Raw genomic sequence first — 25,294 nt, forward strand, 5'->3', positions numbered from 1 at the left:
GTCTCTTAAACGCCCAGCGTTTTGCTGATTGCTTCGATAACCCGGTCAGATTGGAACGGCTTCACAATGAAATCTTTAGCTCCAGCTTGGATTGCATCAATAACCATCGCTTGTTGACCCATCGCAGAGCACATAATCACTTTTGCGTTAGCATCAATTTTTTTGATTTCTTTCAAAGCTGCAATACCATCCATCTCAGGCATGGTAATATCCATTGTGATGAGATCAGGACGAAGCTCCTTAAACTTCTCAATTGCTTGTGATCCATCCTGTGCTTCGCCAACGACCTCGTATCCGTTTTTGGACAAAATGTCCCGGATCATCATTCTCATAAATGCAGCGTCGTCCACGACTAAAATTCGGTTTGCCATCTTGATTCAAGTCCTCCCTAAATTGTGCTTATTGTAATTTCTGAATTCGGTCCCATTGGCTTACGATATCTATAACACGAACACCAAAGTTTTCGTCGATTACGACAACCTCACCTTTGGCAATCAACTTGTTATTTACCAAAATATCGACAGGTTCACCGGCCAGTTTGTCCAGCTCGACAATTGAACCTTGTGACAGTTCTAAAATATCCTTAATTTGCTTCTGGGTCCTTCCTAATTCTACGGTGACTTTAAGGGGAATGTCCATCAATAAATTCAAATTGTTTTCGTCTACCTGGCCGAACGCCCCATTTTGCAAATTGGCGAATTGAACCGGTTGTACGTTTACATTCCTATTCGGCACACCGCCGTAATGCTGCGGTACACCATAAGGTTGCTGCGGAGGCATGCCATACGGCTGCTGTGGCGGCATTCCTTGAGGCATTCCCATCGGGCCCTGTCCATAGCCATTATAATCTTGAACAGGCGGTTGTTGCGCTTGTGGCGGCATCTGTTGCTGAACCGGAGGTTGCTCAGCGGCAACAGGTGCTGCTGCCGGTGTTGGTGCTGGTTCAGGTGTTGACGCAACTGGTGCACTAGCAGTAGACTCTTGAGCTCCTCCAATCAACATCTCTACCATTTCTTTGGCAAAATGGACTGGAAGCAGCTGCATGAGATTGGAATCAATCAGATCGCCAATCAACAGACGGAACGATACTTGGATCAACGTCTCATCTTCTGGAAGATTGCTGACTCCCTCGCCACTTTCCATATTGAGAATATCAATTCCCGGAGGAGAAATATTCACGAAACGGTTAAAGATTGTGGACATTGAAGTAGCAGACGAACCCATCATCTGATTCATCGCTTCCTGTACTGCACTGATATGGATTTCATTCAGTTCTTCATCAATCGGATTCCCTTCGCCACCAAGCATCAAATCGGCTATGACTTGAGCATCCCGTTTTTTGATGACTAGCGAGTTAATCCCTTCAAATCCATCCACATAATTCACATGGACTGCAACGTGGGGCTTAGGAAATGCTTCATCAAACTGTGTCCGACTGATGATGGACACCTTAGGTGTTGTAATATCTACTTTTAGGCCCAATAGTGTGGACAAAGCTGTCGCCGCACTACCAAATGTAATGTTACCAATCTCCCCCAAGGCATCCTGTTCCAGCTCGGTCAAAAAATCATCAACTGTTTTTACAGCCGGTTCCGAACTGTTCATCGATTCCGATTGTCTGAGCAAAGCATCGATTTCTTCTTGGGATAAATAATCCTTACTCGTCAAATTCTTCAACTCCTTCGGTGACAATCTTGTCTATTTGCACAGCCACACGATCCTTGATCGTTCCCGGGCTACCTATATACTTCAGCCTATCTCCAACTTTAATAGATAGTCCCTCATCAACGGGTTTGTTCAACGTAATGACATCGCCAACAGACAGACCCAAAAATTCAGCAATCGAAATCCTGGATTCTCCCAACTCCGCAACGACGGGCAATTTGGCTTTGTTCACACGCTCTTTGAGAGCATCATATTCTTCCGGAGCTCTTGTCTTTTTCTCCGAAACAAACCACTGATGAGTCGACAACCGGGACATAATAGGTTCAAGAACGACATGCGGGATACACAAATTGATCATGCCTGTGGTGTCACCGATTTTGGTACTCAGTGAGATCAAAGCAATGGTCTCATTGGGGGAAACAATCTGCATAAATTGCGGATTGGTCTCCAGCGCTTCCATCCTTGGAGAAATATCCAACACCGTCTTCCATGCTTCCTGCAAACTTTCAAACGCACGGCTGAAAATCCGCTCCATAATCGTCGTCTCAATTTCCGTCATTGATGCGATCTTTGTCGGTGCATTTCCTGTTCCGCCAAGCAGGCGATCCAGCATTGCATAACCCACGTTGGGGTGAACCTCCATCACCATCCGTCCCTGTAATGGCTCCGCCTCAAATATGTTCAATATCGTCATCTTCGGAATAGAACGGATAAACTCGTCATAAGGCAACTGTTCAACCTGAACGACATTGATCTGAACGAACGTCCGCAGTTGGGCTGAAAAATAAGTGGTGAGAAAGCGTGCAAAGTTTTCGTGAATACGAGTCAAGCTTCGAATATGATCTTTGGAAAAACGAACCGCCCGCTTAAAATCGTACGATCTAATTTTCTTTTGAGTTTCTTCCTTTTTCAATTCCTCAGCATCCATCTCACCAGAGGAAAGAGCAGCTAATAGGGCGTCAATCTCATTTTGTGATAATACATCCACCATGTTCTCACCCCCTTACAGATTTACAGCGTGTCCTGTTCATTATATTGGTGCTGTCAAAAAAGAAGAAAAACTAGTGCTAGTCAGCTTACCTTCCGGCAAGGCTTCATTAATAAGTTCGGTCAATTTTTTATTAAATTGAATGCGACCTTTTGCTGTAGCCAGCTCATCAGATTTGGTATCCGCAAAAGTCTGGATGATAATAGGCTTCACCGTGATTTCCTTGATTTTCTCAAAATCTTCTTTAGCCTTTTTGTCTGACAATTTGAAAGAAAAACTTACAACTACAATATGGTCTATATCAGCCAAATTGGTTTTAATTTCTCCAAGCTCTGAGGACACTGCAACAATCTCATCCGCAGTCATCTTCTTCTCTGCCGCGGCTGCCGTATGTGTATCAATCTTATTCCCGTTCTGTCCTTGCATAAATACAAACACAACCACCACAATAAGTGTTATAGCTAGCAAGCTTGTTGCAAGCCAAGGCAACATCTTTTTCATCAGGACTCCTCCGTTTGCTGCACTTTAATAGTGGCTGCCTGAACCCCGATTTCACGGTTGTAATCTTTAATTTTGGAAATAACCTCATCGGCTTTCTCAAGCACAATAAGTCTCTTTCCGGTTACCAGAGTAATATACGTGTCTGGTGTCTCTTCCACAATTTCAACCATCAGCGCATTTAACCACATGGGAGAACCATTTAACCGCGTAACCGAAATCATGCTAAGCCCCCTCGATCAGAGTGGAGGAGCAAGCTCCCCACGCATTAAAAATTACTAATTAGTTATTAACGTTTCAGGTTAACAACTTCCTGAAGCACTTCATCGGACGTTGTGATAATTCGTGAGTTTGCTTGGAATCCACGCTGAGCCACAATCATCTCTGTGAATTCTCCAGTCAGATCCACGTTGGACATTTCAAGTTGTCCTGCAATAACGGATCCTGTACCAAATTCAGTACTATTGGCAGTAACAATTTCAAATTCCCCATCAGCATTGGCATTTGCAGTAATGCGATACAAGTTGCCACCGATTTTTTCCAGACCTTCCGGATTTGTTACTTTCCCTATGCCGAGTTGTGCTCCAGCTTCAGTTGTTCCATCATCCATCGTCTGGTTGATAATTCCATCTTGACCAATCGTGAAAGAAACGACTGCTTCGTCCAATGTGATAGGTTCTCCACCACTATCAACAACGAACAGACCATCGGATGTCACGAGGTTACGGTTAGCATCCACATGGAAATCTCCTGCACGGGTCAAAAAAGGAACTTCTTGTTCTCCGCCTAGGGTCACCAGGAAGAAACCATCACCATTGAGACGCAGGTCGGTTGGATTATTAGTTGTCATTGGGCTGCCCGCAAGATGCAGCGTATCAATCGATCCTACCGATACACCCAAACCAATCTGCTTTGCATTTACACCACCGTTATCATCTCCAGGGGCTGTTACCCCCGCCGTTGTTTGGCTCATAATATCTTTGAACATAACACGGCTACCTTTAAAACCAACCGTGTTCACGTTCGCAATATTATTACCGATAACATCAAGTTTCGTTTGAAAACCCCGCATCCCGGAAACGCCTGAGTACATTGATTTCAACATTTTTTAAAAATCCTCCCAGCCTTAATTTGGTTACCGCGTCAGTCGGTCAGCGGCATTCCGGCTCCCGAGAAGGGCCAGCCGGTCAAGAAATGATTACAGCACTATCAATCTGAGTGAATACATTATCCTTCATGCTTTCACTATCCATGGCTGTAACAACAGTACGATTTTTGACATTAACGATAAAAGCCATATCTTTCATCAAAATCAAGGATTCCTTGGCTCCTTTGGCAGCTGCCTTATCCAGTGCAGTTCCAATCTGCTGCATCTGCTCAGTCTTGAGTTCAATACCGCGCTGTTCCAACCTTTTGGCAGCATGATTACTCAATTTCAGGAGGTTGTCTTCCAATACCTTTGCAAAAGGGCGTTCAGGTACATTGGATGCTTCTCCCGCTTTGGAGCGGTTAAGTAAATTAGGTGTAATTGGACCTGAGTACAGTTGGCCTACTGTTATGCGGTCACTCATAACGTGCTTCCATTCTCTTCAGGCTGCGCTGATGCTTCTGGTTGCTGGCTTTCATTCGTTACAGCTGAATCTGCAGCGTTCTGAACTGGAGTTTCATTTTCCTCAGCCTGTGTTGGATTAGTTACTTGAATAATTTCATCCAGCTTGATTTCGTCATTGCCCACTTTTGCGTATTGAACACCATCTCGTACGATGATGGAGTCCACAATTCCTTTACGGAGGGTTCCGTTATCCTCTTTATTAGAAGAAAGCCAACTGATCTCGCGGCCAATCATGCCAGACACTGTCCCAAGAGACTGATTCAAAGTCTTGAGCTGAGAAGAGATATTCACCAGTTGTTCTACCGAACTGAACTGAGCCATCTGAGCGATAAATTCCTTATCTTCCATTGGCTGCATTGGATCCTGATTTTGTAGCTGAGTAATCAATATTTTAAGAAACTGATCCTTGCCCAGCTCTTTTGTTGCAGCGCTTGTTGTAGCTTTATTCGCTGCTGAATAGTTTGGCCAGGTATTATTGGTAGAGATCGCTTCATTAGCCATATTTTCACCTCATTTCTGTTTAAGCTTCTGCTGTAAACGTGTCTCTCCGCAGGTCGTTGCCTTCCTCATGCTCACTGCGCCAGTTGCGCAATTCTTCCTGGAGAGTTGCTGTAGTTACAGCATCATCCGATTGTTCTTCACGTTCACGTGAGCGACGTTGCTGCTGAGAATTGCTTCCCGGCTGGCGTCCTCCATCCTGGTACATTTGTGAACCAAGTGAGCTGTTCTGAGTAACTTCAAGTCGTTCCACTTGAATGCCTTGAGCTTGAAGCGAGCTACGCAGTTGTATCATTTGCTGTTCCAACATGTCTTTCGCCATCGTATGCTCAGTCATAAACCGTGCAACCAATTGTCCGTTTTGCAAAGTAATTTGTACATCCAGCTTACCTAGATGCTCCGGACGTAGTGAGATAGTTGCCTCCGAAAATCCCTTTTGCTGCACGATATCCAGCTTGTTCACAACAAATTGTGTCATCTCTTTTGCAAACTGGGAGGCTTGCAAGACAGGTTCAGCCGGTTTACCTGCTGATGTACCTGATGAACGTAAGGACAACTCCCCTGCCGTAATAATACTTGAATGGTCCACTTCTCCTACTTCATTTGCTGTAGGTGATGAATCCGTTTCAACTGAAACTTTAGGTCCATTATTTGAAGCAACCGCAACAAAAACTTGTGATGTCACTGAGTCTTGCTTGGACGTTTGAACGGGATTTGTTGGAGCTACTTGCACAGCCTGATCCTTAGCCATCGCTAATGTATCCAGAATGGATTTAAGTTCAGGCCACCCTTTGTTAAGACTGGTATCAACGCCAGCATCTTGCAACTGACTTTGAAGAGACTGAAGCAGGTGCTTGAATTCTGGAGCGTTCTTTACAACACTACTATCAGGCTCATTCATACCCGCAATTAACTGTGTAAGCACATCCTGTAATACAAAGCGTACTGCTGCTGGATGTTCCGCCAGATCAATTGCTGATGCTGCATTTCCCGCTTCACTTGTAGGCTCATCAGAACCTTCGGCTTGAATACCAGGATTAGCATCTAATTGAGCGTACATCTGCTGAATCAGAGTTTGTAAATCAGCAAGTAGTGACGGATCATTTTCCAAAGCTTCATCTAGCGAATCCAAATCTTCGAATAAGGAACTTAAGACATCGGTGATCGATGTTTGTTCCCCATCTTCACTAGCTGCAAAGGTAAACATCAGCGGATTCGCTGTTAAGCTCGTAGCTGTAGCCGAGTCATTCTCCGCCGTTGCACCACCATTCAATGATTGGGCAAGAGTTTGCAGAAAATCACCGCTTCCAGCAGTTGCACCTTTGGATCCTATTCCAGTTGTCTGCGCTGCTGTTGTCTTAGCGGATGATGTGGTTGTCATTTGATATACAATCGACATTTATTTTCACCTCCTCTCCGTAGTAAACAGACGCTACTATTCTACTTGTTACCCATTAGTTTATTTAATATTTTTGCAGTTTCAACTGAATTTTCAGTCGACATATTTTCAAGCAATTGAGACCGTGTAGCATCGTCGACAGAATTTAAAATGGTCAAGGTTTTATCCGGACTCAGCTTGTATGTTTCGAGCAATAGTTTAGCTCCACTAGAGGCCGACATGGAAGCAAACGTTTGACTAAGCTGATTTTTATCCAAGTTTTTGGAGTTAGTTGTAGTCGCCGTGGATGTCGATGCAGTTTCTTTCTTTAAGCGGGATTGCAGTGCATCCAGGGCCAAATCACCGGATGGTTTTGCATCCTTCATCATCATCGTGACATCAGCCGCTGTTTTTGGGTCCATCTTTTCCAGCACCTTGGTTCGTGCAGCCGATTGCATCGCACTCAGAAGCAGTACCATCTCTTCATTCGTCATATTTTGCAAAATCGGTGCGGCCTTACTGGGACTCATGTCCGCATACATCTTCGCCAAATCTTTAATTTGTTTTTGATAATCAGACTCGGTCTCTGGATTCTGCGCAGCGGTTTCAGCCGCTTTTTCCGCATCATCTAATTTCTTTTTTAAATCGCTTGCTTTCTTCGCCTCTGTGGTCGTGGCATCTTTCGCTGCTTTGAGTTCTGCTTCCTTTTCGCTTACTTGTGCCTTCAGCTTATCTATTGTCGCTTCTGCACTCTCGACCTGCTGCTCACTCTTCTCCAGTTTCTTTTTCTCTGGATCTAGCACAGGATCAGGTACCCAGTTCTTCACGACAGGTATTTTGTTAGCTACATCAAGCAGGTTGTTGCGAATATCTACATTAAATAGAGTAAGCAATACACCTAACAAAACCACAGTGAACACAATTGGGATTGAAATCATCAAGAACTTTTCCCAACCGCCACTCGACTCTTTTTCCATATCTGTGTCTTTAACAGCCATTGTTCTTTCCTCCTTCACGAGACAACTTCGCGTCCGGCCACATCAATTCGCGCGTCCGGCTTTGGCAGCGAAGCGTACAGTAGCCATCTCGTCCAGATCGTTCTGTTCCCGGAGGAGCATCTCCTGCTGAAATTTGATTTTGGCCTTGTCTCTCGCCCCAAGCCATACTTTTTCGTCCATCATTTTGCCGTTCAGAAACGTCTGATTCCGTTGCACATTGACCTCAGCATGTCTGACATCACTACTTTTGCGTGAAATGCACTCGTCAAGGTGATGGACATACCGCTGCATCTCTTGCAAGCTGGATACGGAAGCCGTACTTTCCGTAGCGGATTGAATGACATCTATCAGTTCCTTTTTATCATTCAATAGTTGTAAAAGATGCTCTTCCTCAGTCTGAAGTTTCCCGATGGCTGTGGATAACATCCACTCCGCTTGCGTTTTTTCATTGCTTTTCAGGTCGACAACCTTCTGGAAATGATATCGAAATTTCATCGTTTACCCATTCATCTCCTTGCAAATTCAAGAATCAAACGTTCCTGCACTTCACTCAACGTTACTTTTTCATCGACTTTCTGTCTGGTAAAGTCCCAGATGCTATCAATCTGGTCAATAGATTCATCAATGGCAGCATTTGAACCTCTTTGATAAGCCCCAATGTTGATTAAATCCTCTGATTCCTTGTACACAGCCATCAGTCTCTTCATATTATTAACGGCTTCCAGCTGCTCTTCAGGAGCAATATCCTTCATAACCCGACTAATGCTCGCAAGCACATCAATGGCAGGGAAATGACCTTTATTTGCGATGGACCGATTTAATACAATATGACCATCCAATATACCTCTCACCGCATCTGCAATCGGTTCGTTCATATCATCCCCGTCGACAAGGACGGTGTAAAAAGCAGTAATCGAGCCTGTGGGTCCAGTCCCCGCTCGCTCAAGCAGCTTGGGCAAACTCGCAAAAACAGAAGGAGTGTATCCTCTCATTGCAGGAGGTTCCCCCACGGCAAGTCCTACTTCCCTCTGTGCCATGGCATAACGTGTAACGGAGTCCATCATCAACATGACATTCATGCCTCTGTCTCTGAAATACTCCGCAATCGTAGTTGCGATGACCGCGCCCTTGATTCGAATCAGAGCAGGTTGATCAGAGGTAGCGACAATAACGACAGATCGTTCCAGTCCTTCCGGACCCAGATCCCGTTCAATAAAGTCACGAACCTCGCGGCCCCGCTCGCCTACCAAAGCAATTACATTGACGTCTGCTGCTGTATTGCGGGCGATCATGCCCATCAGCGTACTTTTACCAACACCCGATCCGGCAAATATGCCGACCCTCTGTCCTTTGCCTACCGTCAACAGACCGTCAATGGCTCTCACACCTACGCTCATCGTTTCGAGTACACGTGGTCGGTCCATCGGATTCACTGGCGTATTGGATGTGGAGTACATCGGCATTCTGGAGGGTAACAAGGAACCGTCCAAAGGTTGTCCCAATCCATCTAACACCTTACCAAGCAATTCTGATCCAACCTGAACGCCAAGTGGTTTACCCGTTCCGACCACATCACATCCAGGACCAATAGATTGAAGTTCACCGAGTGGCATGAGCAATACTTTGTTATCCCGGAACCCAACAACCTCTGCCTGGAGTGGCTTGGCAGATTTTCCAGGGTAGATGTAACATACATCACCAATACTTGCATCCGGACCTTCCGACTCAACCATAAGACCAATGACCTGAGTGACCTTACCGTTAATACGAACGGGATCAAATTGCTTAAGATGTTCCATGTATCGCTGTGAGCTAAGAATCTTCATGTTGATTTTTTCGCCCCTCATCCTCAAGTGCTATGCGGATCAGTTCTTTTTTAATTTCAGCGAGCTGGGTATCGATTCTGGCATCTACGCTTCCAAACGACGACCGTATAACACATCCCTTGTCTTTTACCGTAGCATCAGGCAAAATCTGCAATTCTGCCTGAGAGTCAATTGCCATAGCCAACTCTTCCCGTGCGGCCTGCACAAAAGCAAATTGATCAGGTGCCACACATAAGGTGATCATCCCCTGTTCACGTTTGCGAGACAAACTCTGACGAATCAGTTCAAGTGTGTGTTCTGGTTCAACCGAGAGTTGTTTGTCAATCACCTTCTCAGCGATACCACAGGCGAGATCCACAAGGAAAGGCTCCGCTTCCTGTATAATCTGACCTTTGGCAATGTAAGCTTCTTCAAGCACCCCGCGTGCTTCCTTCATCATCTCTTCGATCTTCACCTGGAGATCCAGTTCAGCCTGTACTTTGCCTTCTTCAAAACCCTGCTGGAAACCTTGTGAACGAAGCGCTTCAGTCAGATGTTCATCCTTCTGACGCTGCTCCTGCCACCAGCTATCTATCTGTTCACGGGCTTCTTGAAGCAATCGTTCCGCTTCCTCCGAAGCATCACGTACCTGCTTTTCTGCAAACTCCTTGGCATCCTCCAGCATCTCCGCGGTAAGACGTTGTGTTTCTTCGTCCACGCGTGCCTGAAGCATCTCAGCTTCAGAACCTTCAGCACGTTCACCATCTAACTCCGCATCAGACTCCGATCCACCATAATGATGATGATTTTCGAGTCGTTTGTGGTCATCGACCGGTACATACTGGAAAGATTTAATCAAATTAGACAATGATATCATCTCCTCCACCGCGAGCGATAATGATCTCACCAGCTTCTTCCAATCTACGGATCGTTCCTACGATACGGGTCTGAGCTTCCTCAACATCACGCAACCGAACAGGTCCCATGAATTCCATTTCTTCCTTGAATGTCTCGGACATCCGTTTCGACATATTTCGGAATATTGCATCCCGTACTTCTTCGCTTGCCACTTTAAGTGCCAACTGCAAATCTGCGTTGTCGATATCCCGGATAATACGCTGAATCGAACGATCGTCGACATTGACGATATCTTCGAATACAAACATGCGTTTTTTGATTTCTTCTGCAAGTTCCGGATCTTGAATTTCCAACGAGTCGAGAATAGTACGTTCCGTACCACGGTCGACGCCGTTCAAGATCTGAACGATGGATTCGATACCACCCGCATTTGTATAATCCTGCGTAACAGTAGAAGATAATTTTTGCTCGAGCACTCGTTCCACTTGAGAAATGACTTCTGGAGACGTACTGTCCATAACAGCAACTCTGCGTGCTACATCGGCTTGCTTCTCTTGTGGTAACGAGGACAAAATTGCTGCTGCCTGCTCAAATTGCAGATACGATAATACCAGAGCAATTGTTTGCGGGCTTTCGTTCTGAATGAAGTTCAATATTTGATTCGGATCCGCCTTACGCGCAAAGTCAAAGGGTCTAACTTGCAGCGTAGCCGTCAAACGGTTAATAACTTCAAGTGCTTTTTGCGACCCAAGTGCTTTCTCCAGAATTTCTCTCGCATACGTAATACCGCCCTGTGAGATATATTCCTGTGCCAAACAGATCTGGTGAAACTCAGACATAATCATATCTTTTTCGGAAGCATCCACTTTACGAACATTGGCAATTTCCAACGTTAGTTGTTCAATCTCCTCGTCCCGCAAATGTTTGAAGATTTGCGCGGATACTTCCGGACCTAATGTAATCAACAAAATTGCTGCTTTTTGTCTTCCAGTCAGACCTTGACTGCTTGCCTTCGCCAATGCGTTCACCTCTATTCGTCAGCCAGCCACGTACGCAGCAGATTGACGAATTCGTCTGGCTTTTTCTTGGCCAAACTCTCCAATTGTTTGCGCACTTGACTTTCGTTCGTTACACTGTCCAACGTAATGGACGGAAACTCTGTTGCTACTGGAAGAGGAATGTCCTCTTCTTCTATTTCGTTTTGTTTGCGACGACGGCGCACTAACAAAATAACAACCGTTGCAATTAATGCTGCCACCAGTGCTCCTATGCCCCACATCATTCCGGTAGAAAGCTGGAAGCCTGTATTTGCTGCTGCAGCAGTCTGGAAACCTTGAGACATTACCGAAACTTTTTTGGCCAAGTCTGCGTCACTTATTACAGTGCCTGAGTCCGCCAATGATGCACGAACAATGTTAACCAAGATATTTTCAATTGCATCCTGAACCGGTGCTTGTAATTCTGTTTGTCCTGCCGGTGGTTCAACCGCAACGTTAATGGTTAAATCTTTTACAGTATATGGACTGGAAACGATATCTTTAACAATTCGGTTGACATCGTAGTTTTTGGTGCTGGATGTTTCCTCCGAGGTTGAGTTGCCTGATGCATCCGATGATGGATAACCGGGAACTTCCTCTTGACCTGTGCCAGCAACACCACCTGTCGGATTGCTTGCCCCAGTGTAACTCTTTTGAATCTCTTGCACACTGATCTCGATGCCTTTCATATTATCTACATCGACCGGTGTGACTAGGTTTTCTTTCCGAGTTTCCTTGTCAAAATTAAGCTTGGAAGCAACCAGTACATTGACGTTCTCGTCACCCACAATCTGGGAAAGAAATTGCTTCACATTATTGCGAACATCATTTTCGAATTTCTTCTGTAACGCCATGTTTTCTTGGACTTCAGAAGATAATCCCCCACTACCACCTCTGGCGGTCGGAATCAGTTCCGCTTCATCCGTGTTCGTAATCGTTATATTTTCAATAGGTAGATTGGGAATGGCTGTCTTGACCAAATTAAAATATCCATCTACCGCAGCCTGATTGGGGTGATAACCCGGTTTAAACTGCAGGGCCACTGATGCTGATGCTTTATCCTGCTCTTCTAGGCCAGCAAAGATATTATCTTTTGGCATATTGACCAACACTTTAGCATCCTGTATGCCTTGCATTCGTTGAAGCAACTGCTCCACTTCTCCGTTCAATGCGTTGTTATACTTCACATCGAACTCTTTATCCGTCATCCCGATCGGAGATGATGACTCCTCAAATGACTTATACCCTAATGAACCATTTTGAATAATTCCTTGTGATCCGATATTTACTTTTGCAATAGCTACATCCGTGCTCGGTACAGATATGGTCTTACCGTCTGCACTTAATTTGTATGGAATACTTGATGAATCCAGATAATTAATGACGCCTGCAGAGTCACTTGCATTCAAATCCGTGAAAGCAACTTCATATTCCGTCTTTGACAATTGCATGGTTAGTACAACTGCAGCCAAAATTAAAAACAGGAAGGTGGAAATAAATAATACTTTTTGCTTTTTGCTAAAACTATTCCAATACTGGGATGCCTTATCCCTGTATTGGGCAATTCTCTCATTCACTCTGTCACCCCATCCGAAACTTTGCTTGGTCTGTCCTTCCGCAATCTTTATAGGTTCTAAAGTTTAACGGTCAGGAGCAGCATCGCAGCTGCTTGTTGTAATAATCAGCGCTGTTGTCGAAGCGCATTTAAGACATTTTATAATTGCGTACGCATAATCTCCTGATATGCTTCGACTACTTTGTTTCGGACTTGAGTCGTAAGTTGCAGACTCAACAGGGCCTGTTCAGAAGCGATCATCACCTGATCAACGTTCACTTTTCCAACCAGGAATTGGTTTGACATTTCATGTGCCTGGGTCTCCTGTGCAGCTACAGACCCTAGCGCATCCTGTAGGTATGTACCGAAGCTCTGGATGGTTTCGGCTGGTGTAGATGGTTTACTTTGTGCCGTACTTTGCATCTGAAGCGGTTGAATCCCCTGTGTGCTAAACATGTTGTTCTGAATCATTAATGTCCCTCCCTTTCATTTCTGTTCTTTGGTTTTATGGATATTTCCACCTTTAAGCCGTTAACTAGGCTCTTCCAATCTCCAATGCCTTGGATATCATTGCTTTGGTTGAGTTCAAAGCTGTGACGTTTGCTTCATATGAGCGTGAAGCCGAAATCATGTCCACCATTTCTTTCGCGATATCCACATTAGGCATATACACATACCCCTCAGCGTTGGCATCCGGATGTGTAGGGTCGTAGACTGGCTTCAGAGGGGACTGATCTTCACGAATCTCCGATACTCTAACTCCCTCTCCAGACCCACTGCTTTTCATCTGATTTTGAAGCAAGCTATTAAATGAAGTTTTGTTGGGTTCAAGTACAACCATTTTGCGCTTGTAAGGAACCGCCTCGCCGTTGGTCACACTCGCGCGCGTCGTCTCCGCGTTTGCAATGTTGGAAGATATAACGTCCATCCGCAAACGCTGAGCTGTTAGAGCCGATGCACTGATACTGAAACTGTTACTAATGTTCACCTAAGTTATCTCCCTTCGACTCCAACACGCATCATTTTGATTTGTTCATTCACTTGCTGAATATAAGCGTTGTAACGTAGCTGGTTCTCCGCCAGAAGACTCATTTCTTTGTCTACATCGACGTTGTTCTGGTTGTTATTCATGGAAGTTGACTGGTCCATATTAACTACTGGTGTAGGTATGGAAGAGGAAGGACCTATGACAAAATGCCTTGAATCCGTTACTTTCCCTTTAAGAACAGGCATATCTCCATTCATTTGTTCCTGCAGCATTTCTTCAAAAGCAACGTCCGAACGCTTGAAATACGGGGTGTCCGCATTCGCAATGTTGTCAGCGATTGTTCGTTGTCTAATGTTGGAGGCATCGAGTGCACCTTGTAACCTTTGAAAACTAATATCATTCAAAAGATTCATAATCGCCCTCCTCTCTTTAGAAATTATGGAAATTGATTCAATCTTTTTCCGTCAGGATGCTTATGTTTTTTCGACAAAAAACATTCACTTTTACACGGTTTTCTAGGACTTAAGTAGAATTAACTCTGATGTTGTCGTATAACATAAGTTTCTTCGAGATTGGGATATATTACAATAAGAAAAAAGCCCTATCTTTTCTGAAAGACAGAGCTTTTTGTGTATTTTCTGCAAATTATGAATTTTTTCGTAAATGTTGGGGCCCAAAACAAAAATAAGCTTAAGTGCTCGAATTGAGCTCTTAAACATTCTTAAAATTTATACTATGCTTCTATACGTTTCAGTACATCATAATAATACAAACAAGGATCCCATCGAAAAGCTTCAAACGATTCCCTGTTAGAAATATTTACCGATATAATAAGCTTTCTTATAATTTATTATAAAATCTTCTCTATTCCATGAAATTGTTAATTGACAAAATATCCATTACGGATTACTTGTTTCAGCTTGATATTTAAAATACTTTTTTAACATTTAAACAGAGCAAGCTCAGTTATATTCCGCAAGAATATTTTGTCACTTCCGCAATACCATCTCATTCGCTTTTTGCGCATTTATGCAAATCATTCTCAAGCTTTTGATTAAACCGATAACCAGACTTGGAAAAATAAAATCCTATTACTGGAATTTATAGAAGTATCAAATATGAGTTGTAAACATAACTTTAGGGCTTAAATACATTATTCCTGCGGCACAAGTCCTAGATTAACTTTCCTCTTATACAACTCCATCTCTTTTATCGGTTACAAAACAGCATTATATTAGACTAAAACAAAAAATAAACGGCATACAGATGGATTGAATAAAGTCTACTACAGTCCGAACCAGGATCGAATATCCCATTTCCGTGTAGTCGTCTGATCTTTATTCATCCATTGTATACCGTCATTTATACTTCAATCGCTCTAACAGCGCATTACACCTATGTTACAGGATATATTGACTTAAATCACGATCAAGTGCAATGTCATTCAATTTCTCACGTACATATTCCGGAGTGATTACCATACGCTCCAGCGTAAGTTCTGGTGCTTCAAAAGACAGATCCTCAAGTAGTTTCTCCAGAATAGTATGCAGGCGCCGTGCTCCGATATTTTCGGTATTCTGATTCACGGACTCAGCCAGCTTTGCAATCTCACGAATGGCATCATCCGAGAACTCAATCTCAATATTCTCCGTACGCAGCAAATCCACATACTGCTTGGTTAACGCATTTTTAGGTTCAGTGAGAATCGATACAAATTCATCAAGCGTCAGGCTGTTCAGTTCTACACGGATTGGGAAACGCCCCTGGAGCTCTGGAATGAGATCTGAGGGCTTTGCTACGTGAAATGCGCCAGCTGCCATAAACAGGATGTAATCCGTTTTGACAGGGCCATACTTGGTCATTACCGTAGATCCTTCCACGATTGGCAGAATATCACGCTGTACCCCTTCACGGGATACGTCTGGGCCGCTACCTCGTCCTTGACTGGCCACTTTATCAATTTCGTCAATGAATATGATACCTGTTTGTTCCGCCCGGCGAATGGACTCCTGAGTAACATCATCCATATCGATCAACTTGCCCGCTTCTTCCTGAATTAATACTTTGCGAGCTTCCTTAATCGCCAGTTTACGTTTTTTGGTACGACGAGGTAATAAACTGCCAAACATCTCCTGCATGTTCATCCCCATCTGATCATTTCCTTGACCAGCGAACATGTCCATCATGTTAGGCGTGGTATCTTCCACATCAATTTCGATAACGTCATCTTCCAGCTTGCCAGATAACAAATCAAATTTGATTTTACGTCGCCGCTCGGCTACTCCGGTATCCGGTTCTTGCTCATCGGTTTCTGGCGTGTTGTTGCCATTATTACCAAAAATCATTTCGAACGGATTCCGCTGATTTTTGGATTTGGATTGTGAAGGGGCCAAAATATGTACGATCCGCTCATTGGCAGCCTCTTCCGCTTTGTCTTTGACCTTTTCTGTACGTTCCAGCTTGACCATCCGCAGTGATGTTTCAATCAAATCACGAATCATAGATTCCACGTCACGGCCAACATAACCCACTTCCGTGAACTTCGTAGCCTCCACCTTTACGAATGGGGCTCCTACCAACTTAGCCAGTCGGCGTGCAATCTCAGTTTTACCAACACCAGTAGGTCCAATCATCAGAATATTTTTTGGTACAATATCATCTTGGGTATGTTCGGGCAAAAGGCTACGGCGATAACGATTGCGAAGGGCGACCGCTACCGATTTTTTAGCCTGTTTTTGACCTACAATGTACTTATCAAGCTCTGCAACGATTTGTCTTGGCGTTAACGCTTGAGTATCCATATAGCTTCCCTCCTAACAGTATGCAAACCTTGTTTATGAGATAGAACATTATAGATTAGCTACAAGGACAAAGAATCTCCACGAAGTAACTGGAGCCGATTTAATCATCATGCCCCATCACGGGAGATTGCTTTCCTTACAACTCTTCAACAATAATATTATTGTTGGTATATACACATAACTCTGAAGCAATCTGGAGTGATTCACGAGCAATGTCTTTTGCTTCCAGATCCACCGCATGACGTTTTAACGCACGTGCAGCAGACAACGCGAAGTTTCCTCCCGAGCCAATAGCGATAACATCATCATCCGGCTCGATAATTTCTCCCCCACCAGAAATCAGCAGCATACCCGTTTTATCCATAACAATAAGGAGTGCTTCGAGTTTGCGCAAAATCCGATCCTGACGCCAATCCTTGGCAAGTTCTACCGCTGCCCGCTGCAGATTACCATGGTGCTCCTCCAGCTTACCTTCGAATTTCTCAAATAAGGTAATGGCATCCGCAACGGAACCGGCAAAACCGGCCACAACCTGCCCACGGTATAGACGTCTTACCTTTTTGGCTGTATTTTTCATCACAACACTTTGCCCCATGGTCACCTGACCATCACCGGCAATGGCTGCTTTGCCATTATGACGAACTGCACAGATCGTTGTAGCATGAAATGACATATCCAAGATATCAGCCTCCTCCCACGATTAATTTACACGCGTTCTGGAACGGTTAGACCTTCTGTTGCTGCAAAACGGGCAATGCCATCCAGTGCACGTTGCGCAAGTGCTTCATTCTTTTCCTTTTTATTGCGTATTTTAGTTTCCAGCTTCGGCAGCAATCCAAAGTTTGCATTCATTGGCTGGAAATGTTTGAAATCAGCTGTTGTAATATACTGTGCCATACTGCCCAGCGTGGTCTCCACCGGTAATACCACCAGTTCCTGTCCAAGCGCTGCTTTGGCCGCATTCATACCCGCGATTAGACCGGATGCCGCAGATTCTACATAGCCTTCTACTCCCGTCATTTGACCTGCAAAGAACAGGTTTGGACGGTCTTTGAACTGATACGTTGGACGAAGCAGTTTGGGAGAATTGATAAATGTGTTACGGTGCATTACGCCATAACGAACGAATTCCGCATTTTCAAGTCCTGGGATCAAAGAAAAGACCCGCTTTTGTTCTCCCCATTTCAGATGCGTCTGGAATCCGACCAGATTGTACAGCGTTCCTGCTGCATTGTCCTGTCTAAGCTGAACAACAGCATGCGGCAGTTCTCCAGTATGCGGATTGACGAGTCCTACAGGTTTCATCGGACCAAACAAAGCCGTTTGTTTGCCACGTTTCATCATGACTTCAATCGGCATACAGCCTTCGAAGTAAATTTCTTTCTCAAACTCTTTCAGTTGAGCAACTTCCGCTGTGATCAACGCTTCATAGAACACGTCAAATTCCTCTTCTGTCATAGGACAGTTCAAGTACGCCGCTTCGCCTTTATCATAACGTGAAGCCAGATAGACTTTATTCATATCAATAGAATCTTTTTCGATAATTGGCGCAGCCGCATCATAGAAGTAGAAGTATTCTTCACCCATGAGGGCTTTGATTTGCTCGGACAATGCTGGTGAAGTCAAAGGCCCCGTTGCAACTACAACGATTCCATCTTCCGGCAAAGAAGTCAGCTCTTCATTAACAACTTCAATGAGTGGATGCTGATGAAGCGTAGATGTGATCTCGCCTGAGAATCCGTCCCGGTCCACTGCAAGTGCTCCACCCGCTGGAACGGCATGTCGGTCCGCTGCACCCAAGACCAGAGAATTAAGCATTCTCATTTCTTCCTTCAAAACACCAACTGCGTTAGTCAACCCATTGGCACGAAGCGAGTTGCTGCACACCAGTTCTGCAAATTTATCTGTATGGTGAGCCGGCGTTTTCACAACCGGTCTCATCTCGTATAGTTTTACGCGCACACCGCGACTTGCGATCTGCCAAGCTGCTTCTGTTCCTGCGAGCCCGGCGCCAATAACGGTTACTTGTTGTTCATTCGTCAAAATCATTTACCCCCATTAAGCTAATCCGCTCATTCTTCTTCCGGTTCCTCTACCGGTTCTTGATGATCACACGAAGTACACTGTAATCGTGTTCCCTGTTTGTTCCGTTTCTCAATCATTAGTGATCCGCAACTTGGACATGGTTTCGCTGACGGTCTATCCCATGATACAAAATCACATTCAGGATACTTGTCGCAACCATAGAAAATACGTCCCTTTTTACTGCGGCGCTCAACAACATGCCCTTCTTTACATTTCGGACAAGTCACACCTATATCCTTGATGATCGGTTTGGTATTCCGGCAATCCGGAAACCCGGAACATGCGAGAAACTTGCCGAAACGGCCTAGCTTATAAACGAGCGGTTTGCCGCACTTCTCACATATTTCATCCGATACTTCATCTTCAATCTCGATTTCTTTCATTTCCTCTTCTGCAAACTCAAGCCGCTTCTCAAAAGATTCGTAGAATTCTGCGAGTACTTTGACCCAATCCTCCGACCCTTCCTCCACATGGTCAAGATCACCTTCCATGTTCGCGGTGAACTCCACATTCAGGATCTCCGGGAAAAACTCCTCCATCTGTTCGATGACCAGTTCGCCCAGTTCTGTAGGCATGAATTTCTTCTCTTCAATGGCAACATATCCGCGCTTCTGAATGGTCTCCAGCGTTGGCGCATATGTACTCGGACGCCCTATGCCCAGTTCCTCAAGCGTTTTAACTAACCTTGCTTCCGTATAACGTGGTGGCGGCTGTGTAAAGTGCTGTTTCGGCTCGATCTCCCGATTCTCAAGCACATCTCCATTTTTCAGCGGAGGCAGAAGACGATCTTCTTCCGTTGTACCGTCATCATTACCTTCTACATATACCTTCATGAATCCCTGGAAACGAACCTTTGAACCCGCTGCACGGAAAATTGTATCTCCTGCAGCAATGTCAACGGAGAGTGTATCCAGAACGGCAGATGACATCTGGCTCGCTATAAAACGTTCCCAAACCAGTTTGTACAACCGGAATTGATCACGACTCATAAACGATTTAATGGAATCCGGATCACGCAAAATTGACGTTGGACGGATCGCTTCATGCGCGTCTTGAGCATTGGCTGCTTTTTTGGAATAGTTTCTAGGCGTCTCCGGTGCAAATGGCTCACCGTACTTGCCAATAATATATTCCTTGGCTTCTTCCTGAGCCGATGCTGCAATTCGAGTAGAGTCTGTACGCATATACGTAATGAGACCGACTGTGCCTTCTTTTCCGAGGTCTACACCTTCATACAGCTGTTGTGCGACAGACATCGTCTTGGAAGCTCTGAAATTCAATTTACGAGCGGCTTCCTGCTGCAAGGAACTTGTTGTAAAAGGAGCAGAAGGGTTACGGCTACGTTCCTTCTCTTTAACTTCTTTGACTGTAAAAGAAGCGCCTTCGATCTGTTTTAAAATGGCCTGTACTTCTGCCTCACTGCCAAGTTCGGTTTTGGTACCGTTCAACTGATGGAACTTGGCTTCAAACGGATTTCCGTCCGCTGTCAGTTTGGCAGTAATGCTCCAGTACTCTTCCGGTTCAAAATCATTAATTTCATTTTCACGATCTAAAATGATTTTGACGGCCACGGACTGAACGCGGCCAGCGGACAATCCTTTTTTGACTTTCTTCCATAATAACGGACTAATTTTATATCCTACAAGCCTATCCAGAATACGTCTGGCCTGCTGCGCGTTAACCAGATCCATATTGATCTTACGCGGCGTTTTGAACGCATCTTTGACAGCCTGTTTCGTAATTTCATTAAATACCACTCGGCAATCCGCAGTTTCATCCAGTTCAAGTGCATGGGCCAAATGCCAAGCAATAGCCTCACCTTCGCGATCCGGGTCAGCTGCGAGATACACTTTTTTCACTTTCTTTCGTGCATCCTTCAGTTCTTTCAAAATTGAACCTTTGCCGCGGATCGTAATATATTTCGGATTAAAATCATTCTCCACCTCAACGCCGATCTGACTCTTTGGCAAATCGCGTACATGTCCCATCGAAGCTTTTACGATGAACTTGCTGCCTAAATATTTGCCGATCGTCTTCGCCTTTGAGGGCGACTCCACGATTACGAGTGCATCCGCCATAGGTTCATCCTCCTCTCAGTCATGAAACTGCTGCTTGTTTTTATAATTCATACTTCATTAGCAGCAGGACTAACTTCCGCTAATAATCTATTTTCACATGCTGCCTTGATCGCAGCATCGTCATACCCTTGCGTATTTGGTTCCAGGTAATTGGCTAATCTGCTTTTTTATGATTAAAGATAACAGAACTGAATGCAAATGTCCAAAATCCCAGTTGAGCTGTTCCACAAGTTGATCCAGTGATTGCTCTTCCTGCTCTAGCAGATAAATAACACGTTGTTCATCTGAAGATAGTTTTACAACTGGGAAAATTCCTTCATTAGAAGTTTCACTGCTTTCAGCCGAACGTCCTCTATTGTAAGGAAGTTGTTCGGCATTTGGCAAGTCCAATCGAAACTCTTCCAATAAATCTGTGGCGCAGGTCACCAATTTTGCCCCCTGACGAATTAGATTGTGCGAGCCTCGGCTTTTGGGAGAAGTAATGGGACCTGGGACTGCAAACACGTCTCTTCCCGCTTCGAGTGCAGCATCTGCTGTAATGAGTGATCCGCTTCGGATATCAGCCTCTACAATTAGCGTACCGAGGGTTAACCCTGCAATGATCCGATTACGTTCCGGGAATAATCCCTGACGTGCACGTGTACCCGGAGGATATTCTGACAAAAGCAGCCCTGTTTCGGCAATTCGTTCGGCAAGACTTGTATTTTCCGGCGGATAGATGTTATCAATTCCTGTCCCAAATACCGCAATAGTTTTGCCGTTTGCACGAAGAGTCGCATCGTGGCACACACTATCTATTCCTCTGGCAAGCCCGCTTACAATGGTCAGCCCTGCCTTGCATAGTTGTTCTGCCAGCTTCTCACCAATTTTACGTCCATATACCGTAGGCATACGTGTTCCTACCATCGCAATGGATTGAGCGTGCAACAGATTCAGATCTCCGCGACCATACATCACCCAGGGTGGCTGAACGGTTTCCTTCATTAATACGGGGTAATTATGATCCAAATAGGTAACGACTTCAATGCCCAGTTTATAAACACTCTCTTGTCTCTGCTCAATCCAGTCGATATTGAATTGCTTGGTTAGACGCACAGCCTGATCCTTGCGTAAACCCGCGGCAGTCCAATCCCCTTCTTTATAATCCAGAAAATCCGTCAGTTGATGTTGTCCTGATAGCAGTTTGGAGATCGTTTTCTTACCAATACCATCCGTTTCATGCAGTCCAATCAAAATCCATCTCTCTTCCATAATTAGAAACCTCCCATAACGGGAAGAAAATCTTCCCTCATATTGTGTGATAAGTGACAACGGATTGCAAGCGTTTACCAATACAGGCAGACAACAGCTCCCTTTTACATCCTGTAAAAAAACGCAAAAAAGCAACCCTTCGCCCTGTTCAGGACAAAAGGTTGCTTACCTTTTCCGCATTTCAATAGTCGGCTCACCAGAAAAATAAATTTCCTGCACCGTTTCTTCTATTATAACGGAAAAGAATTAATGTGTCGTGCACAAATTCAGAATTCCACGTTCTTCAAGTACGCTCACAAGAGTCGAGCCCATTTCAGCTGGCGTCGGAGCAACTTTGATTCCGCAAGATTCCAGTTTCGCAATTTTTTCTTTGGCTGTACCTTTACCACCAGAGATAATAGCACCGGCATGACCCATGCGTTTGCCTGGAGGCGCCGTAACACCACCGATAAATCCAACCACCGGTTTGGTCATGTTTTCGCGTACCCACTCTGCAGCATCTTCTTCAGCCGTACCACCGATTTCACCAATCATGATTACAGCATGTGTCTGTGGGTCTTCATTGAACCGTTTCAGGATATCAATGAACTCAGAACCTTTAACCGGGTCGCCCCCGATTCCCACAGCAGAAGATTGTCCAATTCCACGCGCAGACAATTGATGAACAGCTTCATACGTGAGTGTTCCACTACGGGAGACCACGCCAACGTGGCCAGGCATATGAATATAACCCGGCATGATGCCAATTTTGCATTCACCTGGTGTAATAACGCCCGGACAGTTTGGTCCGATCAAAACGGTATCTTTGCCTTCCATGAAACGGTCAACCTTGACCATATCAAGTACCGGGATACCTTCTGTAATACAGATCACGAGATCCAGCTCTGCGTCAACGGCTTCCATGATGGAATCCGCTGCAAATGCCGGAGGAACGTAGATGACGCTCGCTGTTGCGCCAGTAGCTTCCTTCGCTTCCTGTACTGTATTAAACACCGGCAGACTAACTACTTTGCCATCTTCCAGCGTAATATCAACATTGGTTCCGCCTTTACCCGGTGTAACGCCGCCTACCATCTGGGTTCCGTAGTCCAATGCGCCCTTCGTGTGGAACATTCCCGTTGAACCCGTAATGCCTTGCGTAATGACTTTTGTATTTTTATCAATCAAAATACTCACGTTGCTTCACATCCTTACGGTTATTTTTCAAGTGCCGGACAGCTCCGGAACTAAGGCAGCAATTTGCCCAGGAATGAACTTATTTTACGAGGGCAACAATTTTCTGTGCACCATCGGCCATGGAATCAGCAGGAACGATATTCAGGCCGGATTCACCCAAAATACGTTTACCAAGCTCCACGTTAGTTCCTTCAAGACGAACAACCAGCGGTTTAGTCAGGCCAAGCTGCTTCGCGGCTTCAACAACACCATTGGCAATGACATCACAACGCATAATGCCGCCAAAAATGTTAACGAAGATACCCGCCACTTTGGCGTCAGACAAAATGATTTTGAAAGCTTCGGTCACTTTCTCTGTTGTCGCACCGCCCCCAACATCGAGGAAGTTGGCCGGGTCGCCGCCATAGTATTTGATGATATCCATCGTCGCCATCGCAAGTCCAGCGCCATTGACCATACAGCCGATGTTGCCATCAAGTGCTATGTAGCTCAGGTCGTATTTGGAAGCTTCGATTTCTTTTTCGTCTTCTTCATCCAGATCACGAAGTTCCAAAATGTCTTTGTGACGGAACAAGGCGTTGGAATCAAAATTCAATTTTGCATCCAGCGCGATAACGTTTCCATCTCCGGTAACAACGAGTGGATTGATCTCAGCAATGGAGCAATCTTTTTCGACAAATGCTTTGTACAACGCAAGCATAAACTTAACCGCTTTGTTCACCAACTCATTCGGAATACGAATGCTGTACGCCAGTTTACGCGCCTGGAACACTTGCAATCCAATTGCAGGGTCAATAATTTCTTTGAAAATTTTCTCAGGTGTAGCTTCAGCTACTTCTTCGATCTCTGTACCGCCTTCTTCGGAAGCCATCATTACGACGCGGCCTGTGGCACGGTCCACAACAACACCCACATAATACTCTTTGCGGATATCGCATCCCTCTTCAATCAGAAGACGCTTCACTTCTTTACCTTCAGGTCCAGTCTGGTGTGTTACCAATACTTTTCCCAAAATTTCGGATGCGTAAGCACGAACTTCGTCGATACTTTTCGCTACTTTCACGCCGCCGGCTTTCCCCCGGCCACCTGCATGAATTTGCGCTTTGACTACAGTCACCGGACTGCCCAGTGCCTCTGCGGCCGCAACCGCTTCATCGACTGTATAAGCAACCTTTCCGTTTGGAACGGTGACTCCATACTGTTTCAGTACTTCTTTTCCTTGATATTCATGGATATTCATTCTCGAATCCTCCTATCAACATGACTGCAACAAGGCGGGTTGGTAGACTAACAAAAGACAAATGTTGACTATTTTCACTTAAACCCAATTCATTGTAACATGTTTTTAAAACGCTTTCCTTAAAAAAGTAATGGTTAATAGACAGTATTTTGATATGGGTATGATCCCATATTGTGAATGCTTGGATATTAATGGAAAAAAACCTCAGCTAATAAGCCAAGGTTTCTTAATAGTAATACGATGTTACATTTTATTTTTTGGCTTCTTTGGTGTTGGTTTGATGTACTTTCTCCAGCAGTCCCTTGAACTGTCCCAGTAAAGATTCGAACTCAGTACTGTTCAGACATGCATCTTCCTGGATCGCTTCAGGTATAGACAAGGCTTTATGGCGAAGTTCCCGCCCAGCGTCTGTAAGTGTAATCAATACTTTCCGTTCGTCCTGAGCTGAACGTTCGCGATGAATAAGTCCTGCTGACTGCAAACGTTTCAGAAGAGGTGTCAAAGTGCCTGAATCGAGGTAAAGTGCCTCTCCGATTTCCTTAACCGTACATTCTTCACGTTCCCACAATACCATCAAGACCAGATATTGAGAGTAGGTTACCCCAAGCACCTCAAGATAGGGTTGGTACATCTTCGTAATTTCACGTGAACAAGCGTATATGGCAAAGCATAATTGGTTATCCAGCTTCAAACTTTCATTCTGCATAGATCTGTCCCACCTACCTATTGTGCATTCTATATTCCTTAATAATAGAGGCTTACAACTGTTATAATCGCTAGAAT

Annotated in this window: 26 protein-coding genes; all 26 read right to left on the reverse strand. The window is 44.7% G+C overall.

The window, feature by feature from the left end; all coding sequences use genetic code 11:
• Positions 1 to 5: 5 nt before the first annotated feature.
• Entirely contained in the window at positions 6 to 371 is a 366-nt protein-coding gene (locus CS562_RS02145) for a response regulator (protein ID WP_017689175.1), read from the reverse strand.
• Positions 372 to 399: 28 nt separating this feature from the next.
• The gene (gene fliY, locus CS562_RS02150) at positions 400 to 1,668 is read right to left on the reverse strand and encodes a flagellar motor switch phosphatase FliY (RefSeq protein WP_099853291.1); all 1,269 of its coding nucleotides are present in this window, start codon (positions 1,666 to 1,668) and stop codon (positions 400 to 402) included.
• A complete protein-coding gene (gene fliM / locus CS562_RS02155; protein ID WP_099853295.1) occupies positions 1,658 to 2,656 on the reverse strand; it encodes a flagellar motor switch protein FliM in 999 nt (332 codons plus the stop codon). Before fliM ends, fliY begins: the two co-directional genes overlap by 11 nt.
• Positions 2,657 to 2,695: 39 nt before the next feature.
• Positions 2,696 to 3,154, reverse strand: a complete 459-nt coding sequence (locus CS562_RS02160) for a flagellar basal body-associated FliL family protein (protein ID WP_099853299.1) — start codon at positions 3,152 to 3,154, stop codon at positions 2,696 to 2,698.
• Complete coding sequence (locus tag CS562_RS02165; protein WP_024630220.1) at positions 3,154 to 3,375, reverse strand: flagellar FlbD family protein; 222 nt, start codon at positions 3,373 to 3,375, stop codon at positions 3,154 to 3,156. The genes CS562_RS02160 and CS562_RS02165 overlap by 1 nt, the downstream gene beginning before the upstream one ends.
• A gap of 65 nt (positions 3,376 to 3,440) precedes the next feature.
• Positions 3,441 to 4,256 carry a flagellar basal body rod protein FlgG gene (gene flgG / locus CS562_RS02170; RefSeq protein WP_072732401.1) on the reverse strand — a complete coding sequence of 272 codons (816 nt, stop codon included), beginning with the start codon at positions 4,254 to 4,256 and terminating at the stop codon, positions 3,441 to 3,443.
• An 82-nt stretch (positions 4,257 to 4,338) separates the two neighbouring features.
• Entirely contained in the window at positions 4,339 to 4,722 is a 384-nt protein-coding gene (locus tag CS562_RS02175) for a TIGR02530 family flagellar biosynthesis protein (RefSeq protein WP_099853303.1), read from the reverse strand.
• Complete coding sequence (locus CS562_RS02180; RefSeq protein WP_099853305.1) at positions 4,719 to 5,264, reverse strand: flagellar hook capping FlgD N-terminal domain-containing protein; 546 nt, start codon at positions 5,262 to 5,264, stop codon at positions 4,719 to 4,721. Before CS562_RS02180 ends, CS562_RS02175 begins: the two co-directional genes overlap by 4 nt.
• A 19-nt stretch (positions 5,265 to 5,283) precedes the next feature.
• Positions 5,284 to 6,660, reverse strand: a complete 1,377-nt coding sequence (locus tag CS562_RS02185) for a flagellar hook-length control protein FliK (protein WP_099853308.1) — start codon at positions 6,658 to 6,660, stop codon at positions 5,284 to 5,286.
• Positions 6,661 to 6,701: 41 nt separating this feature from the next.
• Complete coding sequence (locus CS562_RS02190; protein WP_099853310.1) at positions 6,702 to 7,637, reverse strand: MotE family protein; 936 nt, start codon at positions 7,635 to 7,637, stop codon at positions 6,702 to 6,704.
• A 42-nt stretch (positions 7,638 to 7,679) separates the two neighbouring features.
• Positions 7,680 to 8,132, reverse strand: coding sequence for a flagellar export protein FliJ (fliJ, locus tag CS562_RS02195; protein WP_072732398.1), 453 nt, complete (start codon positions 8,130 to 8,132; stop codon positions 7,680 to 7,682).
• An 11-nt stretch (positions 8,133 to 8,143) separates the two neighbouring features.
• The gene (gene fliI, locus CS562_RS02200; protein ID WP_076289505.1) at positions 8,144 to 9,463 is read right to left on the reverse strand and encodes a flagellar protein export ATPase FliI; all 1,320 of its coding nucleotides are present in this window, start codon (positions 9,461 to 9,463) and stop codon (positions 8,144 to 8,146) included.
• On the reverse strand, positions 9,450 to 10,310 hold the full coding sequence (locus CS562_RS02205) for a FliH/SctL family protein (protein ID WP_099853312.1): 861 nt from the start codon (positions 10,308 to 10,310) through the stop codon (positions 9,450 to 9,452). The genes fliI and CS562_RS02205 overlap by 14 nt, the downstream gene beginning before the upstream one ends.
• A complete protein-coding gene (gene fliG, locus CS562_RS02210; RefSeq protein WP_063566412.1) occupies positions 10,303 to 11,319 on the reverse strand; it encodes a flagellar motor switch protein FliG in 1,017 nt (338 codons plus the stop codon). Before fliG ends, CS562_RS02205 begins: the two co-directional genes overlap by 8 nt.
• Positions 11,320 to 11,330: 11 nt before the next feature.
• Complete coding sequence (fliF, locus tag CS562_RS02215) at positions 11,331 to 12,914, reverse strand: flagellar basal-body MS-ring/collar protein FliF (protein WP_099853315.1); 1,584 nt, start codon at positions 12,912 to 12,914, stop codon at positions 11,331 to 11,333.
• 137 nt (positions 12,915 to 13,051) lie between these two features.
• A complete protein-coding gene (gene fliE, locus CS562_RS02220; protein WP_024630209.1) occupies positions 13,052 to 13,363 on the reverse strand; it encodes a flagellar hook-basal body complex protein FliE in 312 nt (103 codons plus the stop codon).
• A gap of 64 nt (positions 13,364 to 13,427) precedes the next feature.
• A complete protein-coding gene (gene flgC, locus CS562_RS02225; RefSeq protein WP_063566414.1) occupies positions 13,428 to 13,880 on the reverse strand; it encodes a flagellar basal body rod protein FlgC in 453 nt (150 codons plus the stop codon).
• Positions 13,881 to 13,885: 5 nt separating this feature from the next.
• Positions 13,886 to 14,293 (reverse strand): flagellar basal body rod protein FlgB, encoded by a 408-nt coding sequence (gene flgB, locus CS562_RS02230; RefSeq protein WP_053783790.1) that lies wholly within the window; start codon positions 14,291 to 14,293, stop codon positions 13,886 to 13,888.
• Positions 14,294 to 15,280: 987 nt separating this feature from the next.
• Positions 15,281 to 16,681, reverse strand: coding sequence for an ATP-dependent protease ATPase subunit HslU (gene hslU, locus CS562_RS02235; RefSeq protein WP_099853318.1), 1,401 nt, complete (start codon positions 16,679 to 16,681; stop codon positions 15,281 to 15,283).
• Between the two features lie 136 nt (positions 16,682 to 16,817).
• Positions 16,818 to 17,360, reverse strand: a complete 543-nt coding sequence (hslV, locus tag CS562_RS02240) for an ATP-dependent protease subunit HslV (protein ID WP_024630205.1) — start codon at positions 17,358 to 17,360, stop codon at positions 16,818 to 16,820.
• 26 nt (positions 17,361 to 17,386) lie between these two features.
• Positions 17,387 to 18,730 carry an FADH(2)-oxidizing methylenetetrahydrofolate--tRNA-(uracil(54)-C(5))-methyltransferase TrmFO gene (gene trmFO, locus CS562_RS02245; RefSeq protein ID WP_373561667.1) on the reverse strand — a complete coding sequence of 448 codons (1,344 nt, stop codon included), beginning with the start codon at positions 18,728 to 18,730 and terminating at the stop codon, positions 17,387 to 17,389.
• Between the two features lie 23 nt (positions 18,731 to 18,753).
• A complete protein-coding gene (topA, locus tag CS562_RS02250; protein WP_076289499.1) occupies positions 18,754 to 20,844 on the reverse strand; it encodes a type I DNA topoisomerase in 2,091 nt (696 codons plus the stop codon).
• Positions 20,845 to 20,964: 120 nt separating this feature from the next.
• Complete coding sequence (gene dprA / locus CS562_RS02255; RefSeq protein ID WP_099853320.1) at positions 20,965 to 22,095, reverse strand: DNA-processing protein DprA; 1,131 nt, start codon at positions 22,093 to 22,095, stop codon at positions 20,965 to 20,967.
• Positions 22,096 to 22,341: 246 nt separating this feature from the next.
• The gene (gene sucD, locus CS562_RS02260) at positions 22,342 to 23,271 is read right to left on the reverse strand and encodes a succinate--CoA ligase subunit alpha (RefSeq protein ID WP_076289497.1); all 930 of its coding nucleotides are present in this window, start codon (positions 23,269 to 23,271) and stop codon (positions 22,342 to 22,344) included.
• 79 nt (positions 23,272 to 23,350) lie between these two features.
• Complete coding sequence (sucC, locus tag CS562_RS02265) at positions 23,351 to 24,511, reverse strand: ADP-forming succinate--CoA ligase subunit beta (protein WP_053783785.1); 1,161 nt, start codon at positions 24,509 to 24,511, stop codon at positions 23,351 to 23,353.
• 250 nt (positions 24,512 to 24,761) lie between these two features.
• The gene (locus tag CS562_RS02270; protein WP_076289496.1) at positions 24,762 to 25,217 is read right to left on the reverse strand and encodes a MarR family winged helix-turn-helix transcriptional regulator; all 456 of its coding nucleotides are present in this window, start codon (positions 25,215 to 25,217) and stop codon (positions 24,762 to 24,764) included.
• Positions 25,218 to 25,294 lie beyond the last annotated feature (77 nt).

Source organism: Paenibacillus sp. LK1, from assembly GCF_002750415.1.
Classification (GTDB): Bacteria; Bacillota; Bacilli; order Paenibacillales; family Paenibacillaceae; genus Paenibacillus; species Paenibacillus taichungensis.

Bases quoted from the DNA above. Each gene is read 5' to 3' on its own strand.
- CS562_RS02165 (WP_024630220.1), bottom strand. From the start codon at position 3,375: ATGATTTCGGTTACGCGGTTAAATGGTTCTCCCATGTGGTTAAATGCG.
- trmFO (WP_373561667.1), bottom strand. From the start codon at position 18,730: ATGATTTTGACGAATGAACAACAAGTAACCGTTATTGGCGCCGGGCTC.
- dprA (WP_099853320.1), bottom strand. From the start codon at position 22,095: ATGGAAGAGAGATGGATTTTGATTGGACTGCATGAAACGGATGGTATT.
- fliI (WP_076289505.1), bottom strand. From the start codon at position 9,463: ATGAAGATTCTTAGCTCACAGCGATACATGGAACATCTTAAGCAATTT.
- flgB (WP_053783790.1), bottom strand. From the start codon at position 14,293: ATGAATCTTTTGAATGATATTAGTTTTCAAAGGTTACAAGGTGCACTC.
- hslU (WP_099853318.1), bottom strand. From the start codon at position 16,681: ATGGATACTCAAGCGTTAACGCCAAGACAAATCGTTGCAGAGCTTGAT.
- fliE (WP_024630209.1), bottom strand. From the start codon at position 13,363: ATGATTCAGAACAACATGTTTAGCACACAGGGGATTCAACCGCTTCAG.
- CS562_RS02180 (WP_099853305.1), bottom strand. From the start codon at position 5,264: ATGGCTAATGAAGCGATCTCTACCAATAATACCTGGCCAAACTATTCA.
- CS562_RS02160 (WP_099853299.1), bottom strand. From the start codon at position 3,154: ATGAAAAAGATGTTGCCTTGGCTTGCAACAAGCTTGCTAGCTATAACA.
- CS562_RS02190 (WP_099853310.1), bottom strand. From the start codon at position 7,637: ATGGCTGTTAAAGACACAGATATGGAAAAAGAGTCGAGTGGCGGTTGG.
- fliM (WP_099853295.1), bottom strand. From the start codon at position 2,656: ATGGTGGATGTATTATCACAAAATGAGATTGACGCCCTATTAGCTGCT.
- CS562_RS02175 (WP_099853303.1), bottom strand. From the start codon at position 4,722: ATGAGTGACCGCATAACAGTAGGCCAACTGTACTCAGGTCCAATTACA.
- fliJ (WP_072732398.1), bottom strand. From the start codon at position 8,132: ATGAAATTTCGATATCATTTCCAGAAGGTTGTCGACCTGAAAAGCAAT.
- sucC (WP_053783785.1), bottom strand. From the start codon at position 24,511: ATGAATATCCATGAATATCAAGGAAAAGAAGTACTGAAACAGTATGGA.
- CS562_RS02185 (WP_099853308.1), bottom strand. From the start codon at position 6,660: ATGTCGATTGTATATCAAATGACAACCACATCATCCGCTAAGACAACA.
- CS562_RS02145 (WP_017689175.1), bottom strand. From the start codon at position 371: ATGGCAAACCGAATTTTAGTCGTGGACGACGCTGCATTTATGAGAATG.
- CS562_RS02270 (WP_076289496.1), bottom strand. From the start codon at position 25,217: ATGCAGAATGAAAGTTTGAAGCTGGATAACCAATTATGCTTTGCCATA.
- topA (WP_076289499.1), bottom strand. From the start codon at position 20,844: ATGGCGGATGCACTCGTAATCGTGGAGTCGCCCTCAAAGGCGAAGACG.
- flgG (WP_072732401.1), bottom strand. From the start codon at position 4,256: ATGTTGAAATCAATGTACTCAGGCGTTTCCGGGATGCGGGGTTTTCAA.